16 protein-coding genes and 1 tRNA gene are annotated in these 16,264 nt (G+C 66.7%); 9 read left to right on the forward strand and 8 right to left on the reverse strand.

Annotated elements, in window-relative coordinates:
- Positions 1-14 precede the first annotated feature (14 nt).
- On the reverse strand, positions 15-1,526 hold the full coding sequence (locus LXE91_RS01185) for a leucyl aminopeptidase (RefSeq protein ID WP_039368075.1): 1,512 nt from the start codon (positions 1,524-1,526) through the stop codon (positions 15-17).
- 122 nt (positions 1,527-1,648) lie between these two features.
- Between LXE91_RS01185 and lptF the strand changes: the two genes are divergently transcribed.
- From lptF to LXE91_RS01200, 3 genes are read left to right on the forward strand one after another with little or no spacing between them, the layout of a single operon-like run.
- Positions 1,649-2,740, forward strand: coding sequence for an LPS export ABC transporter permease LptF (gene lptF / locus LXE91_RS01190; RefSeq protein ID WP_039368076.1), 1,092 nt, complete (start codon positions 1,649-1,651; stop codon positions 2,738-2,740).
- A gap of 3 nt (positions 2,741-2,743) precedes the next feature.
- Positions 2,744-3,892: an LPS export ABC transporter permease LptG gene (gene lptG / locus LXE91_RS01195; protein WP_039368079.1), complete on the forward strand. Its 1,149-nt coding sequence runs from the start codon at positions 2,744-2,746 to the stop codon at positions 3,890-3,892.
- Positions 3,893-3,919: 27 nt separating this feature from the next.
- A complete protein-coding gene (locus LXE91_RS01200) occupies positions 3,920-4,303 on the forward strand; it encodes a sirohydrochlorin chelatase (protein ID WP_039368082.1) in 384 nt (127 codons plus the stop codon).
- An 81-nt stretch (positions 4,304-4,384) separates the two neighbouring features.
- Here LXE91_RS01200 and cobA read toward each other — a convergent pair whose 3' ends face one another.
- The 6 genes from cobA to LXE91_RS01230 form a co-directional block, all read right to left on the reverse strand.
- Positions 4,385-5,134, reverse strand: coding sequence for a uroporphyrinogen-III C-methyltransferase (gene cobA, locus LXE91_RS01205; protein ID WP_039368085.1), 750 nt, complete (start codon positions 5,132-5,134; stop codon positions 4,385-4,387).
- Positions 5,135-5,204: 70 nt separating this feature from the next.
- Positions 5,205-6,521, reverse strand: a complete 1,317-nt coding sequence (locus tag LXE91_RS01210) for a sulfate adenylyltransferase subunit 1 (RefSeq protein WP_039368088.1) — start codon at positions 6,519-6,521, stop codon at positions 5,205-5,207.
- A 22-nt stretch (positions 6,522-6,543) separates the two neighbouring features.
- Positions 6,544-7,506, reverse strand: a complete 963-nt coding sequence (gene cysD, locus LXE91_RS01215) for a sulfate adenylyltransferase subunit CysD (protein WP_039368091.1) — start codon at positions 7,504-7,506, stop codon at positions 6,544-6,546.
- 76 nt (positions 7,507-7,582) lie between these two features.
- The gene (locus LXE91_RS01220; protein ID WP_039368092.1) at positions 7,583-8,335 is read right to left on the reverse strand and encodes a phosphoadenylyl-sulfate reductase; all 753 of its coding nucleotides are present in this window, start codon (positions 8,333-8,335) and stop codon (positions 7,583-7,585) included.
- Positions 8,332-8,889 carry a DUF934 domain-containing protein gene (locus LXE91_RS01225; RefSeq protein ID WP_039368095.1) on the reverse strand — a complete coding sequence of 186 codons (558 nt, stop codon included), beginning with the start codon at positions 8,887-8,889 and terminating at the stop codon, positions 8,332-8,334. The genes LXE91_RS01220 and LXE91_RS01225 overlap by 4 nt, the downstream gene beginning before the upstream one ends.
- 25 nt (positions 8,890-8,914) lie before the next feature.
- Positions 8,915-10,594 (reverse strand): nitrite/sulfite reductase, encoded by a 1,680-nt coding sequence (locus LXE91_RS01230; protein WP_039368099.1) that lies wholly within the window; start codon positions 10,592-10,594, stop codon positions 8,915-8,917.
- 216 nt (positions 10,595-10,810) lie between these two features.
- Between LXE91_RS01230 and LXE91_RS01235 the strand changes: the two genes are divergently transcribed.
- From LXE91_RS01235 to LXE91_RS01250, 4 genes are all read left to right on the forward strand, one after another.
- Positions 10,811-11,752: a CysB family HTH-type transcriptional regulator gene (locus tag LXE91_RS01235; protein ID WP_027785173.1), complete on the forward strand. Its 942-nt coding sequence runs from the start codon at positions 10,811-10,813 to the stop codon at positions 11,750-11,752.
- Positions 11,753-11,834: 82 nt separating this feature from the next.
- Positions 11,835-12,992: an ABC transporter substrate-binding protein gene (locus LXE91_RS01240; protein ID WP_039368439.1), complete on the forward strand. Its 1,158-nt coding sequence runs from the start codon at positions 11,835-11,837 to the stop codon at positions 12,990-12,992.
- A gap of 106 nt (positions 12,993-13,098) precedes the next feature.
- Positions 13,099-13,183: transfer RNA gene (locus LXE91_RS01245), tRNA-Leu, on the forward strand.
- A gap of 148 nt (positions 13,184-13,331) precedes the next feature.
- On the forward strand, positions 13,332-13,499 hold the full coding sequence (locus tag LXE91_RS01250) for a hypothetical protein (protein ID WP_172625596.1): 168 nt from the start codon (positions 13,332-13,334) through the stop codon (positions 13,497-13,499).
- A gap of 44 nt (positions 13,500-13,543) precedes the next feature.
- Here the strand turns inward: LXE91_RS01250 and LXE91_RS01255 are convergent, their stop codons facing one another.
- Positions 13,544-14,446 (reverse strand): LysR family transcriptional regulator, encoded by a 903-nt coding sequence (locus LXE91_RS01255; RefSeq protein ID WP_039368106.1) that lies wholly within the window; start codon positions 14,444-14,446, stop codon positions 13,544-13,546.
- A 118-nt stretch (positions 14,447-14,564) separates the two neighbouring features.
- Between LXE91_RS01255 and LXE91_RS01260 the strand changes: the two genes are divergently transcribed.
- Together LXE91_RS01260 and LXE91_RS01265 are read left to right on the forward strand one after the other, a co-directional pair.
- A complete protein-coding gene (locus tag LXE91_RS01260) occupies positions 14,565-15,302 on the forward strand; it encodes an SDR family oxidoreductase (protein ID WP_039368108.1) in 738 nt (245 codons plus the stop codon).
- A 44-nt stretch (positions 15,303-15,346) separates the two neighbouring features.
- Positions 15,347-16,246 (forward strand): SDR family oxidoreductase, encoded by a 900-nt coding sequence (locus LXE91_RS01265; protein WP_039368110.1) that lies wholly within the window; start codon positions 15,347-15,349, stop codon positions 16,244-16,246.
- The last annotated feature ends 18 nt before the right edge of the window (positions 16,247-16,264 follow it).

The following is a 16,264-nucleotide window of genomic DNA, read 5'->3' on the forward strand; positions in this document are numbered from 1 at the left end:
CGTCAACACCGCCATCACTGGCCGGCGCGGTCGATCAGGAACTGCGCGAGCAACGGCACCGGACGGCCCGTCGCGCCCTTCGCCGCACCGCCCTTCCATGCGGTGCCCGCGATGTCGAGGTGGGCCCACGGATAGCTCTCGGTGAAGCGCGACAGGAAGCACGCGGCCGTCACGGCGCCGGCCGGACGCCCGCCGATGTTCGCGAGATCCGCGAAATTCGACTTCAGCTGGTCCTGGTACTCGTCGTCGAGCGGCATGCGCCATGCCGGGTCGTTCGCTTCGCGCGACGCGTCGAGCAGTTCGCCCGCGAGCGCGTCGTTCGTCGAGAACAGGCCGCTGTTGTGGCCGCCCAGCGCGATCACGCACGCGCCCGTCAGCGTGGCAACGTCGATCACCGCAGCCGGCTTGAAGCGCTCGGCATACGTGAGCGCGTCGCACAGGATCAGACGGCCTTCGGCGTCGGTGTTCAGCACCTCGATCGTCAGGCCCTTCATGCTGGTGACGATGTCGCCCGGTTTCGTCGCGTTGCCGCCCGGCATGTTCTCGCAGGTCGGCACGATCGCGACGACGTTGATCTTCAGGCCCATCTCGGCGACTGCACGCATCGTGCCCAGCACGGAACCCGCGCCGCACATGTCGTACTTCATCTCGTCCATGCCCTCGCCCGGCTTCAGCGAGATGCCGCCCGTGTCGAACGTGATGCCCTTGCCGACCAGCACGACCGGCGCGGCCTTCGCGGCGGCGCCCTGGTAGTGCAGCACGATGAATTGCGGCGGCTCGACCGACGCGCGCGCGACCGACAGGAACGAGCCCATCTTCAGCGCCTGGATCTGCTTGAGCCCGAGCACTTCCGCCTTCAGGCCCCAATCCTTCGCGATCTTCTTCGCGGTGTTGCCGAGATAGGTCGGCGTGCAGACGTTGCCCGGCAGGTTGCCGAGGTCGCGGGTGAGATCCATCCCGTTCGCGAGCGCGACGGCCTGCTTGACCGCGACCTTCGCGGCCTTTTCGTCGGACGGATCGACGCTGAACACGACGCGCTTGAGCGTGTGCGACGCCGGCTCCGGCTTGCTCTTCATCTGCGTGAAGCGGTAGGTCTCGTTGCGCAGCGCGAGGATTGCCGCGCGCACGCCCCAGTCGGAGCTGCGCTCGTCGACCGGCAGTTGCGCGAGCGTGAACGTGACCTGGACGACCTTGGTCGCCAGCAGCGCGCGCCATGCGGCCGTCGCGGCATCGTTATAGGCTTTCTGATTGAAAGCATCCTGCTTGCCGAGGCCGACGAGCAGCACGCGCGACGCGCCGATGCCCGACACTTCGTGCAGGAACAGCGTCTTGCCGCGCTTGCCGTCCATGTCGCCGGCCTTGATCACGCGCGAAATCAGCCCCTTGGTGGCCGTGTCGATATCGAGCGCCGCGCCCGACAGGGTCTGCGCCTCGAAGATGCCGAGCACGATGCAGTCGGACTTCCCGGTCAGGAACCCCTTCGCCTCGCCTTTGCTCCAATCACAGCCTTTTATGCTAAAGTCCATCGCGCTTGTCCTCGGATAAAATCTGGGCTAAGGATGAAAGCCGCAATTATCCGCTATTTTTCCCGTGGCGGCGCGAGCGCTCCACCACGCGTGCGCAGCCTCCCGCCCTCTTCTCATCAAGAATGATCTTCGAACGCTCCCTCCAGCGCGAGCTTGCGTATACGGCTGGCGCCGTGTTCATGGTGCTGCTCACGATCATGCTCACGACGATGATGATCCGCATCGTCGGCTACGCCGCGTCCGGTGAAATCGATCCGCGGGACGTCCTCGTGCTGATCGGCCTCACCGTGATCGGCTACCTCGCCGTGATGCTCGTCGTCACGCTGTTCGTGTCGATCCTGTTCGTGCTGACCCGGTGGTACCGGGACTCCGAAATGGTCGTGTGGCTTGCGTCGGGCGTGAGCCTCACGCGCCTCATCAAGCCGATCGGCGTGTTCGCCACGCCGATCATCCTGCTGATCGCCTTCTTCGCGTTCGTCGGCTGGCCGTGGTCGAACCAGCAAAGCAAGATGATCAAGGCGCGCTTCCAGCAGCGCGACGAAATCTCGCTGCTCGCGCCCGGCCAGTTCCGCGAATCGGCGTCGAACCACCGCGTGTTCTTCATCGAGAAGATGACGCCCGACCAGAGCAAGGTGCAGAACGTGTTCGTGACCTCGACCGAGAACGGCAAGGTCAACGTGGTCGTGTCGCAGACGGGGCACACGGAAACGCGCGACGGCAACCGCTTCGTCGTCCTGGAGGACGGCCGCCGCTACGACGGCACGCCTGGCCAGCCGAACTTCAAGATCATGGAGTTCGAGCGCTACGGCGTGAAGATCACGAGCACCCCGGTCACCAACGTGCAGACCACCAACAGCACGCCGACGCCGGACCTGCTGCGCAACCCGACGAACGACAACCTCGCGGAATTCGCGTGGCGCGCGGGGCTGCCGCTGATCGCGATCAACCTGATGGTGCTCGGCATTCCGCTGTCGTACCAGAACCCGCGCCGCAGCCGCACGATCAACCTCGTGATGGCCGTGCTGATCTATCTCACGTACTCGAACCTGCTGAACGTGGTGCAGTCGCAGATCGAGCAGGGCAAGATGTCGTTCGGCGTCGGTCTCGTTGGGCTGCATCTCGTCGTCGCGGTGATCGTCGCGTTCATCTTCTGGTTGCGCGTGCGCAATCGTCCGCTGTTTACACGCGCGCTGTTCGGCCGCTCGGGAGCATGATCGATGCGGCTCTATGAAAAGTACTTCGCGCGACAGATCTACGTCACGTTCGTCTTCATCCTGTTCGCGTTCTCGGGCCTGTTCTTCTTCTTCGACCTGATCAGCGAACTGAACTCGGTCGGGCACGGCAATTACAAGTTCGGCTACGCGGTGCTGCGCGTCGCGCTGCAGACCCCGTCGCGCTTCTACGAAATCATCCCGGTCGCCGCGCTGATCAGCGCGATCTATGTGTTCGCGCAAATGGCCGCGAACTCGGAATTCACGATCTTCCGCGTGTCGGGCCTCGCGACCAACCAGGCGCTGCGCTCGCTGCTGAAGATCGGCGTGCCGCTCGTGATCGTCACCTACCTGATCGGCGAATTCGTCGGCCCGTACGCCGACCAGCTGTCCGAACGCGTGCGGCTGCAGGCGCTCGGCGCGTCGGTGTCGTCGAATTTCCAGTCGGGCGTGTGGGTGAAGGACACGCTCGCGGCCCGTGAAAACGGCGAGCAGGTCACGCGCTTCGTCAACGTCGGCAGCCTGTCGCCCGACTCGACGATCAGCAACGTGCGCATCTACGAATTCGATTCGAAATTCCAGCTGCGCAACGTGCGGATCGCGCAGACGGGCCGCTACGAGCCGCCCGGCCACTGGCTGCTCAAGGGCGTCAACGAAACCGAGCTCACCCCGATCAAGCCGATCGGCGGGCAGCCAGCCGACGCGCTGAACCCCGTGTACCGGTCGCAGCAGGTCTCGCTGGCCGAATACCGGCTGCGCTCGGACCTGACGCCGCAGATCCTGTCGGTGCTGCTCGTGTCGCCGGATCGCATGTCGATCATCAACCTGTTCCGCTACATCCAGCATCTGCGCGAGAACCAGCAGGACACGCAGCGCTACGACATCGCGCTGTGGCGCAAGCTGCTGTATCCGTTCGCGGTGTTCGTGATGCTGGTACTGTCGCTGCCGTTCGCGTACCTGCACACGCGTGCGGGCGTGGTCGGTGTGAAGGTGTTCGGCGGCATCATGCTCGGCATGAGCTTCCAGCTGCTCAATACGCTGTTCTCGCACATCGGCACGCTGAACACGTGGCCCGCGCCGCTCACCGCGGCTACGCCGGGCCTGATCTATCTCGCGCTCGGCCTGTTCGCGCTCAAGTGGGTCGACCGGCACTGAGCGCCGCGTCACGACGGAGGCTTCGACATGAATTCGCACGGCATCGTCCTGTTCGGCCACGGCGCGCGTGACCCGCGCTGGGCCGAGCCGTTCGAACGGCTCGCCGCGCGGCTGCGCGGCGCCTCTTCTCCCGCTGCACACGTGTCGCTCGCGTTCCTCGAACTGATGACGCCGTCGCTCGGCGACGCGGTCGCCGCGCAGGTCGCGGCCGGCTGCACCCACATCACCGTGGTGCCGGTGTTCTTCGGCCAGGGCGGCCATGTCCGCCGCGACCTGCCGCAGCTCGTCGACGCATGCCGAGCCGTGCATCCGGGTATCGAGATCCGCTGCGCGACGGCCGTCGGCGAAGACGACGGCGTGCTCGACGCGATCGCGCGCTACTGCATCGACCAGATCGGCGACGGCGCGTAAATCACGCCGTCACGGCCCACAAAGAAAAAGCGCCGGCTTCCGCCAGCGCTTTTTTCATTTGGAACTCCAGCCGGGTTCCGCTCAGGCCGCACTTCGCAGCGCATCGCCCGCTTTCGCCTGCCCGGCGCGCTCGGCGAATGCATCGCCGATCATCAGCAGGCTCGGTTCCGCGGGATCGAGCCACGCCTGCGCGTCGCCTGCCGCCATCTGCGCGAGCGTGAGCGTCAGAGAGCGTTCGCGCGCGGTGCTGCACGCCTCGACGATCGCCACGGGCGTCGCCGGCGCACGGCCCGCGTCGATCAGTTCCTGCGCGATGCCGGGCGCGCTGTCGCGGCCCATGTAATAGACGATCGAATCGGCGCGTGCGGCCTCGCGAATCTCGTCGCTGCCCGGCGCGCGGCTGTGCGTCGCGAACGCAACGCTGCGCGACACGCCGCGCAACGTCAGCGAACGCTTCAGCGTCGCCGCCCCGGCCAGCGCCGCGGTGATGCCCGGCACGACCTCGTAGTCGATGCCGGCCGCTTCCAGCGCGCGCATCTCCTCTTCGGCGCGACCGAACAGCATCGGGTCGCCACCCTTCAGCCGCACGACGCACGCATGCTCGCGCGCCGCATCGACGATCTGCTTGTTGATGAAGTGCTGCGCGATCGAACGCTGCCCGCAGCGCTTGCCGACGGCGATCCGGCGCGCATTCGGCGCGTAGTCGAGCATCGCGGGCTCGACGAGCGCGTCGTGCAGCACGACGTCCGCCTGCTCGAGCAGCCGCGCGCCACGCACCGTGATGAGGTCGGCCGCGCCCGGCCCTGCTCCGATCAGATACACCTTGCCCATGTTTATCGCTTCGCCTTCCAGCGGGCGTCGGCTCCGGCCCGCGCCGCCGCGAAGCGGCGCGGTTGCCCGGTCATGCCGAGAACGCCCGGATCATCCCTGCGGCGACCGTGTGATGCGTCGCCTCGTCGATCAGCACGAACGCACCGGTACCCGGATGCGCGTCGTACGTGTCGCACACGATCGGCTTCTGCAGCGTCAGCGCAACGCGGCCGATGTCGTTCATCTTCAGATCGTGACGATCGGTCGCGTGCGACAGCGTGTGCACGTCGAGTACCTGCTTGACGCCGCCGATCTTCGCGAACACCGTGCTGGTGGTCTGCTTCAGCAGGTACTTGCGCTGCGGCGACAGCGGCGTCTCGTCGAACCAGCACAGATCGGCTTCGAGCTTCTTCGCCGGCTCGACCGGCTCGCCGGACGTGACGAACATGTCGCCGCGCGACACGTCGACGTCTTCCGCGAGGCGGATCGTCACGGTCTGGCCCGCGAACGCGTGCGGAACGGACGCAGTGCCGCCCGGCACCGGCGCGACGATCTCGGCGATCGTCGCCGTGCGGTTCGACGGCAGCACGACGATCTCGTCGCCGACCTTCACTTCGCCCGACTCGATACGGCCCATGTAGCCGCGGAAATCGTCTGCCGAGCTGCCGTCCTGGCGCGCGACCCACTGCACCGGGAAGCGCAGCGCGTCATGCGCCTGCGTCTCGACCGGCAGCGATTCGAGCACGTCGAGCAGCGGCTCGCCCGCGTACCACGGCATGCGCTCGCTCGCGCCAACGATGTTGTCGCCCTTCAGCGCCGACACCGGCACGAAGCGCACGTCGGTCAGGCCCAGCTGCTTCGCGAGCGCGACGTACGCATCGCGGATTTCGTTGAAACGCGCTTCGCTGTAGTCGACGAGGTCCATCTTGTTGATCGCGACGATCACGTGCTGCAGCCCGAGCAGCTTGACGATCGCGCTGTGGCGCTTGGTCTGCGGCAGCAGTTGCACGACGCCGTTCTCGACCGTGATGCGCGTCGCGTCGATCAGCACGATCGCCGCGTGCGCGGTCGACGCGCCCGTCACCATGTTGCGCGTGTACTGCTCGTGGCCCGGCGTATCGGCGATGATGAACTTGCGCTTCGCGGTCGCGAAGTAGCGGTATGCGACGTCGATCGTGATGCCCTGCTCGCGCTCGGCTTCGAGGCCGTCGGTCAGCAATGCGAGATCGAGCTCGTCGCCGACCGTGCGCTTGTTCTTCGCACGCGACAGCGCGGACAGCTGGTCGGACAGCACGGCCTTGCTGTCGTACAGCAGGCGGCCGATCAGCGTGCTCTTGCCGTCGTCGACGCTGCCCGCGGTAATGAAGCGCAGCACGCCGAGGTCTTCGGTGTTCTCGATGATGCTCATGATTTGAATGTCCTCGTGTGCTTCAGAAATAACCTTGCTTCTTGCGCTGTTCCATCGCGGCTTCGGAGGCCTGGTCGTCCATCCGGGTCGCGCCGCGCTCGGTGATCTCGGTCACCGCCGTCTCGGCGATGATCTTCTCGACGTCGTCCGCGTCGCTTTCGACCGGGCACGTGCAGGAGATGTCGCCGACCGTGCGGAAGCGCACCTGCGCGAGCTCGCTCGTCTCGCCGTCACGCATCGGCGTGAGCGGCGTGACGGGCACGAGCAGCCCGTTGCGGCGCACGATCTCGCGCTGGTGAGCGTAATAGATCGACGGCAGTTCGAGGTTCTCGCGCGCGATGTACTGCCACACGTCGAGCTCGGTCCAGTTCGAGATCGGGAACACGCGCAGGTGCTCGCCCTTGTGCAGGCGGGCGTTGTACAGGCTCCACAGTTCCGGGCGCTGCGCCTTCGGATCCCACTGGCCGAATTCGTCGCGGAACGAGAAGATGCGTTCCTTCGCACGCGCCTTCTCTTCGTCGCGGCGCGCGCCGCCGATCAGCGCCGTGTAGCCGTGCTCCTCGATCGTCTCGAGCAGCGTGACGGCCTGCGCGGCATTGCGCGAATCGGTTTCGCGACGCAGCACGACCGTGCCGCGCTTGATCGAATCCTCGACGTGGCCGACGACCAGCTCGGCGCCGAGTTCTTTCGCGCGGCGATCGCGGAAGTCGATCACTTCCTCGTAGTTGTGGCCCGTATCGATGTGCACGAGCGGGAACGGCAGCGTCGTCTTGCGGTTCGCGCCGAGGCCGAATGCCTTCAGCGCCAGATGCAGCACGACGACCGAATCCTTGCCGCCCGAGAACAACAGCGCCGGCTTGCTGCATTCGGCGACCAGTTCGCGCAGGATGTGGATCGACTCGGCTTCGAGCCAGTCGAGGTGGCCCATGCGGCTGTCGGCACCGGCGGGCGGGGCAAAGGCGGATTGCTCGAGCGTCGTGCTCATGATTTCAGTCCTTCTCTTCTGGGTTCGTGCCGCCCGCTGTCGCAGGCGGCGCAATATTCAGTTTCTTGTCAGGCTTTCAGTGCGTGGCGCCGGCAACGGCTTCCGCGGGAATCGGCGTGATCGTCGTGATGTGCAGCCCGCATTCCTTCGTATCGCGCGACTCCCACCACCAGCGGCCCGCTCGGCTGTCCTCGCCGGGACGGATCGCCCGCGTACACGGCTCGCAGCCGATGCTCGGGTAGCCGCGCGCATGCAGCGGGTTCACCGGCACGTCAAACGCCTTAAGGTACGCCCACACGTCGCTTTCCGTCCAGTCGGCGAGCGGGTTGTACTTCGCGATCCCGCGCGCTTCGTCCTGCTCTTCCTCGTGCAGCTCGGCCCGCGTGACCGACTGCTCGCGGCGCTGGCCGGTGACCCATGCGCCGACGTCGGCGAGCGCGCGATTCAGCGGCTCGACCTTGCGGATGTGGCAGCACGACTTGCGCAGCTCGACGCTCTCGTAGAACGCATTCAGGCCGTGCTCGGCGACATACTGGTCGACCGCGTCCTGCTGCGGATGGAACTGCTCGATCTCGTAGCCGTAGCGCTCGCGCACACGGTCGATCATGCCGAGCGTTTCCGCGTGCAGGCGGCCCGTGTTCAGCGAGAAGATGCCGATGCGCACGCCCTTCGACAGGATCGCATGCGTGAGCAGCATGTCTTCCGCCGCGAGGCTGCTCGCGAACTTCACCTTCTCGTGACGCGCACCGATCTGCGCGAGCAGCGCGTCGAGGCGCTCGACCTTCGCGGCGAGCTCCGGCGTCAGCGCGGTGGTGGTCGCGCTGCTCATGCGCCCACCTTCGCGTCGGGCGTCGCTACGCCTGCCGACGCGCCGCGGCGGCGGAACAGCGGTTCGGGCTGGTCGAACGCGCCCTGGTAACGCTGCGTGAATTCCGTGAACGCGTTCAGCGCGTCGTGGATGTCCTTGTCGGCGCGCACCGCATAGGCGTCGAAGCCGCAACGCGACATGTACAGCAACTGGTCGCGCAGCACGTCGCCGATCGCGCGCAGTTCGCCCGTCCAGCCGTGGCGCTCGCGCAGCAGGCGCGCGATGCTGTAGCCGCGGCCGTCCGCGAAGCGCGGGAAATCGACGGCGATCAGCGAAATCGCGCCGAAGTCGGCCACGAGATCGGCCGGCTCGCTGTCCGGTGCGAGCCACACGCCGAGCTCGTCCTTCGTCTTCGCGGCGACGAGCGCCGCGCGCTCGGCCTGCCACAACGCGAACGGCACCAGCACCTTGCCGGCCGGCAACGCATCGACCGCGGGCAGTGCACCGTCTTCCGCCGCGCGCACGACCTGCCATGCATCGTCGATCACTGCGCGGTTCTTGATAATCGAAGCCATCTGCTAATTCCTTCTACCCGGTTGGTTACGCGTTCACTGCCTGGCGCGCCGCATACACGCGCTCCTTGAACGGCGCGATGCCGATGCGATCGTACGTGTCGACGAAGCGCTCGCCGTCGATGCGCGATTCGACGAACGTGTCGATCAGCTTCGCGATCACGTCGGGCACTTCTTCCGCCGAGAACGACGGCCCGATCACGCGGCCGAGGCGCGCACCGTTGCGGCCCGTGCCCTGCTCGCCGCCGAGCGACACCTGGTACCACTCGGCGCCGTCCTTGTCGACGCCGAGGATGCCGATGTTGCCGACGTGGTGGTGACCGCACGAGTTCATGCAACCGGAAATGTTCAGCGACAGGTCGCCGAGGTCGTACACATAGTCGAGATCGTCGAAACGCTGCTGGATCGCCAGCGCGATCGGGATCGACTTCGCGTTCGCGAGCGAGCAGAAGTCGCCGCCCGGGCACGCGATGATGTCGGTCAGCAGGCCGATGTTCGGCGTCGCGAAACCGGCTGCCTTCGCCTTTTCCCACACGGCAAACAGGTCGCGCTTCTTCACGTTCGCGAGAATCAGGTTCTGCTCGTGCGACACGCGCAGCTCGCCGAACGAGTATGCGTCGGCCCAGTCGGCCACCAGATCCATCTGCTGGTCGGTCGCGTCTCCCGGCGCAATGCGGTGATCCTTCAGCGACAGCGTGACGGCCGCATAGCCGGCCACCTTGTGCGGGGCAACGTTACGCTCGACCCAGCGTGCGAACGCCTTGTTCTCGAGCAGGTGCTGTTCGAACGATGCGTCGGTGTCGGCCAGCTTCTCGTAGACGGGCGGCTGGAAGTACTGCGACACGCGATCGACTTCCGCCTGCGTGAGCGTCGACGGGCCGTCCTTCAGGTGCTGCCACTCTTCCTCGACCTGCTGCGCGAACTTCGCGGGCGACAGCGCCTTCACGAGGATCTTGATGCGCGCCTTGTACAGGTTGTCGCGGCGACCGTAACGGTTGTACACGCGCAGCACGGCTTCGCAGTAGGTGAGCAGGTGCTGCCACGGCAGGTCTTCCTTGATCACCGCGCCGATGATCGGCGTACGGCCGAGGCCGCCGCCCGCGAGGATGCTCGCGACCACTTCGCCCTGCGCGTTCTTCTTCAGGTACACGCCGAGGTCGTGGATCTGCACGGCCGCGCGATCATGCTTCGAGCCCGACACCGCGATCTTGAACTTGCGCGGCAGCCATGCGAATTCGGGATGGAACGTCGACCATTGACGGAGGATTTCCGACCACGGACGCGGATCGATCTCTTCGTCGTGCGCGACGCCGGCGAACTGGTCGGCCGTAATGTTGCGGATGCAGTTGCCCGACGTCTGGATACCGTGCATCTGCACCGATGCGAGCTTCGCGAGGATCTCGGGCGTTTCTTCCAGCTTGATCCAGTTGAACTGGATGTTCGAGCGGGTCGAGAAGTGACCGTAGCCGCGATCGTGTTCGCGGGCGATGCGCGCCAGCATCCGGAGCTGGTCGCTGCGCAGGTTGCCGTACGGAATCGCGATGCGGTGCATGTACGCGTGGCGCTGCATGTACAGGCCGTTCTGCAGGCGCAGCGGACGGAACTCGTCTTCGCTCAACTCGCCCGACAGCCGGCGGCGCACCTGATCGCGGTACTGCGCGACACGCTCGTCGACGATCGTCTGGTCGTATTGGTCGTACTGATACATTCGGGGACCCCAGGGTTTTCGTGGTGACCGCGCGACGTCCTAGCCACGTCGCGCCCGAATCTCCGTTCCGCCGCTATCGCCGGCCTTCCGCTGCCCGGCTGGATTGCTAATGACGAAAACAGATATCCATATTTGAAAAACTCCGGTGAATCGTAATAAACTCGCCTTATATTTCAAACGACTAAAAAATTCTGTTGATATGCGGAAGGGTTATAAATGAACCTGCACCAATTTCGCTTCGTGCGCGAGGCCGTCCGGCAGAATTTCAACCTCACCGAGGCCGCCAAGGCGCTCTACACGTCGCAACCGGGGGTGTCGAAGGCGATCATCGAGCTCGAGGACGAGCTCGGCGTGGAGATCTTCACGCGGCACGGCAAGCGCGTGCGCTCGCTCACCGAGCCGGGCCGGATCATCCTCGCGTCGGTCGAGCGGATTCTTCAGGAGGTTGAAAGCCTTAAAAGGGTCGGGAAAGATTATGCGGCGCAGGATCAGGGCAACCTGACCATCGCCGCGACCCACACGCAGGCCCGCTACTCGCTGCCGGCCGCGATCGCCGAGTTCAAGAAGCGCTTCCCGAAGGTCCACCTGTCGATCCTGCAGGGCAGCCCGACGCAGGTGGCCGAGATGGTGATCCACGACCAGGCCGATCTCGCGATCGCCACCGAGGCGATTTCCGACTACAAGGAGCTCGTGTCGCTGCCCTGCTTCCAGTGGCACCACGCGGCCGTCGTGCCGGCGGACCATCCGCTGCTCGAACGCAAGCCGGTCACGCTCGACGATCTCGCGCAGTACCCGCTGATCACGTACGACGATGCGTTCGCGGGCCGCAAGAAGATCAACCATGCGTTCGCGCTGCGCGGGCTGTCTCCGGACATCGTGCTCGAGGCGATCGACGCCGACGTGATCAAGACCTACGTCGAACTCGGCCTCGGCGTCGGCATCATGGCCGACATCGCGTTCAATCCCGAGCGCGACCGCGGCCTGCGGTTGATCCCGGTCGGCCACCTGTTCGGCAGCAACGTGACGCGCGTCGCGCTCAAGCAGGGCGCCTACCTGCGCAGCTATGTGTATACGCTCGTCGAACTGCTGTCGCCGACGCTGAACCGCAAGCTGATCGAACAGGCGCTCAAGGGCGAATCCGAATCGTACGAACTCTGAGCGGCGTGTATAAACACGGGGGCGCATATCGCGCCCCTTTTTTCTGTCCGACGGAGAATTCCGCATGACGCTTCCCGCCCTGTTGCGACTTCCCGCGCTGCTGCGCCGCGCCGCCGGCGTTGCCTTCGCGCTCGCCTGCGCTGCCGCGCATGCCGACCTGAAGGTCGGTGTCGACCTGTCGTCGACCGGCCCGGCCGCCGCGATCGGCATCACGAGCAAGAACGCGATCCTGATGTGGCCGAAGACGATTGCCGGGCAGCCGGTGCAGGTGACGGTGCTCGACGATGCGTCCGACCCGGGCGCCGCGGTGCGCAACATCCGCAAGCTGGTGGACGAGGATCACGTCGACGTCGTGGTCGGACCGAACATCACGCCGGCCGCGCTCGCGGCGCTCGACGCGGTGGCTGCCGGGCAGACGCCGATGATCACGCTGGTCGGCTCCGGCGCGATCGTCGAGCCGCAGGAAGGCGCGCGGACCTGGGCGTTCAAGATGGCGCAGAGCGACCGCGCGATGGCCGACGTGATGACGCGCTACATGGCGAACCACGGCGTGAAGACGGTCGGCTTCATCGGCTTCGCGGACAGCTACGGCGACAGCTGGCTGAACGAGTTCACGCGCTTCGCGGACCTGCGCAAGATCCGCGTGGTCGCGACCGAGCGCTTCAACCGCTCCGACGCGAGCGTCACGGGCCAGGCGCTGAAGCTGATCGCGGCGAAACCCGACGCGATCCTGATCGCGGGCTCGGGCACGCCGGCCGTGCTGCCGCAGCGCACGCTGATCGAACGCGGCTACAAGGGCCCGGTCTACCAGACGCACGGGATCGCGACACCGGAATTCATCAAGCTGGGCGGCAAGGACGTCGACGGCACGCTGTTCCCGACCCAGCCGGTGGTCGTCGCGCGCACGTTGCCGGCCGATCATCCGGCCCGCAAGGCCGCGCTCGCGTTCGTCGACGCGTACGAGGCGAAGTACGGCCCCGGCACGGTCACGCAGTTCGCGGGCGACGCGGCGGGCGTCTACCCGCGCCTCGCCGACGCGGTCGGCCGCGCGCTGAAGGCCGCGCAGCCGGGCACGCCCGCGTTCCGCATGGCGCTGCGGCGCGAGCTGGAACGCGCGCACGAGCTCGTCGTGCCGAACGGTGTCGTCAACACGAGCGACAAGGATCATGTGGGACTCGACCAGCGCGCGAGCGTGATGGGGATCGTCAAGCAGGGCCGGTTCGTCTACCTCAGTCAGTGACGTGCGCAGCCGGTAACCGGAGCAGCTTGCCCGGCGGCAGGATTTCGGACATAATCCGCGTTTCGCCGCGCTCAATCCACACAATCGCATGCGCGGCCAGGATCAAGCCCAGGTGGTGAAATTGGTAGACGCAGGGGACTCAAAATCCCCCGCCGCAAGGCGTGCCGGTTCGATTCCGGCCCTGGGCACCAGCATTCTCGCAGCGTGAAGCGCTGCGCGTCCCGAAACCCGCGCAAGCTCGCCGCTTCGCGGGTTTTTTGTTTTTGCCGTGCGCGCCGCAACGCGTGCCCCCGCGCGACAGTCCAAGCATCATGAGGATGCGCGGCACGGAGGCACGCCATGTCCATGCGCACGATTTCATTCCCGCTCTGCCGCCGCGTGCTCGCCGCGGCGCTGTCGCTCATGCTGGCCGGATGCGACGTACTGACCGCCCCGCCGGTACCCGATTGGCCGGGCCCGCACGCGCCCTACCCGTTCCCGGACAGCATTCCGCATCGCACCGAATGACCGGACGGGAGGGCCGCCGTCGGCACGTCAAGTCGAGCTCAGGCTCAGGCCATCAACGCCCGCACGAAGTCGAGGAACACGCGCACTTTCGCGGAAACGAGGTTGGACGCGTGGTGATACGCGTAGAGCGGAAACGTCTCGTCCGCCCATTCCGGCAGCAGCAGCACCAGCCGCCCGTCGGCGAGGATGTCGCGCGCGTAGAGTTCCAGCAGCTGGGCAATCCCCGCGCCGCCCAGGCACGCGCCGAGCAGCATGCCCGTATCGTTGACCATCAGCCGGCCCGCGGCATCGAACGGCACCACCTCCTGGCCGCGATGGAATTCCCATTCGAACGGCCGCCCCGTCACCGGATCGCGGATCAGCACGCAGCGATGCCCGCTCGCGAGATCCCGCGGGTGCCGCGGCTCGCCGTGACGCGCGACATAGGCCGCCGACGCGCAGGTCAGCACGCGCGTTTCCAGCAGCAGCCGGGCACGGTATGACGACGGTTCCGGAATGCCGAACCGCACCGCCACGTCGAACCCGTCGGCAACGAGGTCGCCCATCCGGTCGCGCACGCTGATCTCGACGGACAGGTCGGGAAAGCGGTCGAGAAACTCGGCCATCTTCGGCGCCAGCACGTAGTGGCCGAAAGTCGCGTCGACGTTGACGCGCAGCCGCCCCCTGACACGCGCCTTCGACTGGCCGGCGTCGAGCGCCGCGTCCTCGATGCCGGCCAGCAGCGGCGCGACCGCTTCATAGAAGCGCCGCCCCTCGTCGGTCAGCGTGATCGCGCGCGCCGTGCGGTTGAAGATCCGGATGCCGACGCGCTCCTCCAGCCGGGCGACGGCACGGCTCACCGCCGGCTGCGTCAGCCCCATCGCCTCGCCGGCGCGCGCGAAGGTGCCGGCCTCGATCACCGCGGAGAGCACGCCGATACCGCTCAAAAGCCTGCTGTCGAACGCCATGAGACATACTTTCAGTCATTCTTGATCTGATCATTATTCATTATTTTTATTGATCGAGGAAGCCTACATTAGTCCTGTCGCCGGATCGCTCGGCACTCACCGCTACCAGGAGCAGGACATGAGCACATCGGAACAGGTCGCACTCGTCACGGGTTCGTCGCGCGGCATCGGCGCGGAAATCGCCCGCCATCTCGCCCGGGACGGTTTCCGGGTCGTCGTCAACTATGCCGGCGGCGCCGGGCCGGCGCGCGAAGTGGTCGACGCGATCGTCACCGACGGCGGCCATGCCATCGCGGTGCAGGCGAACGTCGCCGATCCCGCCGCCGTGGCCGCGCTGTTCGATACGGCGCGCGACACGTTCGGCGGACTCGACGTGGTGGTCAATTCAGCGGGCGTCATGAAGCTCGCCGCGATCGCCGAGTTCGATGACGCGGTGCTCGACGAAACGCTCGCCATCAACGTGAAAGGCACGTTCAACGTCTGTCGCGAAGCGGCGAAGCACGTGCGCGACGGCGGACGCATCATCAACCTGTCGACCAGCGTGATCGGCATGCGCATGCCGTCTTACGGCCTGTACGTCGCGAGCAAGGCGGCGGTCGAAAGCCTCACGCAGGTGCTCGCGCAGGAAATGCGCGGGCGCGGCATCCGCGTGAATGCCGTCGCGCCGGGACCGGTCGCGACCGAGTTGTTCCTGCAGGGCAAGAGCCCCGAACTCGTCGATCGGCTCGCGAAGCTGAACCCGCTCGAGCGGCTCGGCCAGCCCGACGACATCGCGCGCGTCGTCGCCTTCCTCGCCGGCCCGGACGGCGCGTGGATCAACGGCCAGATCCTGCGCGCCAACGGCGGCATGTGCTGACGGACCGCTCGCTGCTGCCCCATCTTTCCGCCAGGAGATCGCTCATGAAGGAAGTCGTCCTCGTCACCGGCGCGTCCAGCGGCTTCGGCTTGCTGACGGCCCAGGCGCTCGCCCGCGCCGGTCACACGGTCTACGCGTCGATGCGCGAAAGCACCGGCCGCAACGCGCCGCGCGTCGCCGCCATCGCCACCTACGCGCAGGAATACGGCGTCGACCTGCACACGGTCGAGCTCGACGTCGGCGACGATGCATCGGTCGACGCCGCCATCGACCGCGTGATCGCCGACAACGGCCGCCTGGACGTCATCGTCCACAACGCCGGCCACATGGTGTTCGGCCCGGCCGAAGCGTTCACGCCGGAGCAGATCGCGCAGCTCTACGACATCAACGTCGTGTCGACCCAGCGCGTGAACCGCGCGGCGCTGCCGCACCTGCGCCGCCAGGGGCGCGGCCTGCTCGTCTGGGTATCGTCGTCATCCGCGCGCGGCGGTACGCCGCCGTTCCTCGCGCCCTATTTCGCCGCGAAGGCCGCGATGGATTCGCTCGCGGTGTCCTATGCGGCCGAACTGGCCCGCTGGGGGATCGAGACATCGATCGTCGTGCCGGGCGCCTTCACGCAAGGCACGAATCACTTCGCCCACGCAGGCAAGCCGGCCGACGCGACCGTTCAGGCCGCCTACGTCGACGGCCCCTATGCGGGCGTCGCCGAGCAGGCGCTTCAAGGCCTCGCCGCGCTCGAACCGGCGGACGCCGATGCCGGCACCGTCGCGACGGCGATTGCCGACATCGTCGCCGCCCCGGCCGGCAAGCGCCCGTACCGCGTCTTCGTCGATCCGTCGCAGGACGGCGCGGAGGAAGTGTTCCGCGTCGGCGACCGCATCCGCCGCGAGATGTTCAGGAACATCGGTCTCGCCGACCTGCTCGCGGCCCGCATCGGCAGCTGATCCACCGCGCGCCGGCCA

The sequence above is a fragment of the Burkholderia contaminans genome, from assembly GCF_029633825.1.
Lineage (GTDB): Bacteria > Pseudomonadota > Gammaproteobacteria > Burkholderiales > Burkholderiaceae > Burkholderia > Burkholderia contaminans.

What these genes read in the sequence shown, in the direction of transcription:
- LXE91_RS01185 (WP_039368075.1), bottom strand. Translation starts at nt 1,526, where the DNA reads ATGGACTTTAGCATAAAAGGCTGTGATTGGAGCAAAGGCGAGGCGAAG.
- lptF (WP_039368076.1), top strand. Translation starts at nt 1,649, where the DNA reads ATGATCTTCGAACGCTCCCTCCAGCGCGAGCTTGCGTATACGGCTGGC.
- lptG (WP_039368079.1), top strand. Translation starts at nt 2,744, where the DNA reads ATGCGGCTCTATGAAAAGTACTTCGCGCGACAGATCTACGTCACGTTC.
- LXE91_RS01200 (WP_039368082.1), top strand. Translation starts at nt 3,920, where the DNA reads ATGAATTCGCACGGCATCGTCCTGTTCGGCCACGGCGCGCGTGACCCG.
- cobA (WP_039368085.1), bottom strand. Translation starts at nt 5,134, where the DNA reads ATGGGCAAGGTGTATCTGATCGGAGCAGGGCCGGGCGCGGCCGACCTC.
- LXE91_RS01210 (WP_039368088.1), bottom strand. Translation starts at nt 6,521, where the DNA reads ATGAGCATCATCGAGAACACCGAAGACCTCGGCGTGCTGCGCTTCATT.
- cysD (WP_039368091.1), bottom strand. Translation starts at nt 7,506, where the DNA reads ATGAGCACGACGCTCGAGCAATCCGCCTTTGCCCCGCCCGCCGGTGCC.
- LXE91_RS01220 (WP_039368092.1), bottom strand. Translation starts at nt 8,335, where the DNA reads ATGAGCAGCGCGACCACCACCGCGCTGACGCCGGAGCTCGCCGCGAAG.
- LXE91_RS01225 (WP_039368095.1), bottom strand. Translation starts at nt 8,889, where the DNA reads ATGGCTTCGATTATCAAGAACCGCGCAGTGATCGACGATGCATGGCAG.
- LXE91_RS01230 (WP_039368099.1), bottom strand. Translation starts at nt 10,594, where the DNA reads ATGTATCAGTACGACCAATACGACCAGACGATCGTCGACGAGCGTGTC.
- LXE91_RS01235 (WP_027785173.1), top strand. Translation starts at nt 10,811, where the DNA reads ATGAACCTGCACCAATTTCGCTTCGTGCGCGAGGCCGTCCGGCAGAAT.
- LXE91_RS01250 (WP_172625596.1), top strand. Translation starts at nt 13,332, where the DNA reads ATGTCCATGCGCACGATTTCATTCCCGCTCTGCCGCCGCGTGCTCGCC.
- LXE91_RS01255 (WP_039368106.1), bottom strand. Translation starts at nt 14,446, where the DNA reads ATGGCGTTCGACAGCAGGCTTTTGAGCGGTATCGGCGTGCTCTCCGCG.
- LXE91_RS01260 (WP_039368108.1), top strand. Translation starts at nt 14,565, where the DNA reads ATGAGCACATCGGAACAGGTCGCACTCGTCACGGGTTCGTCGCGCGGC.
- LXE91_RS01265 (WP_039368110.1), top strand. Translation starts at nt 15,347, where the DNA reads ATGAAGGAAGTCGTCCTCGTCACCGGCGCGTCCAGCGGCTTCGGCTTG.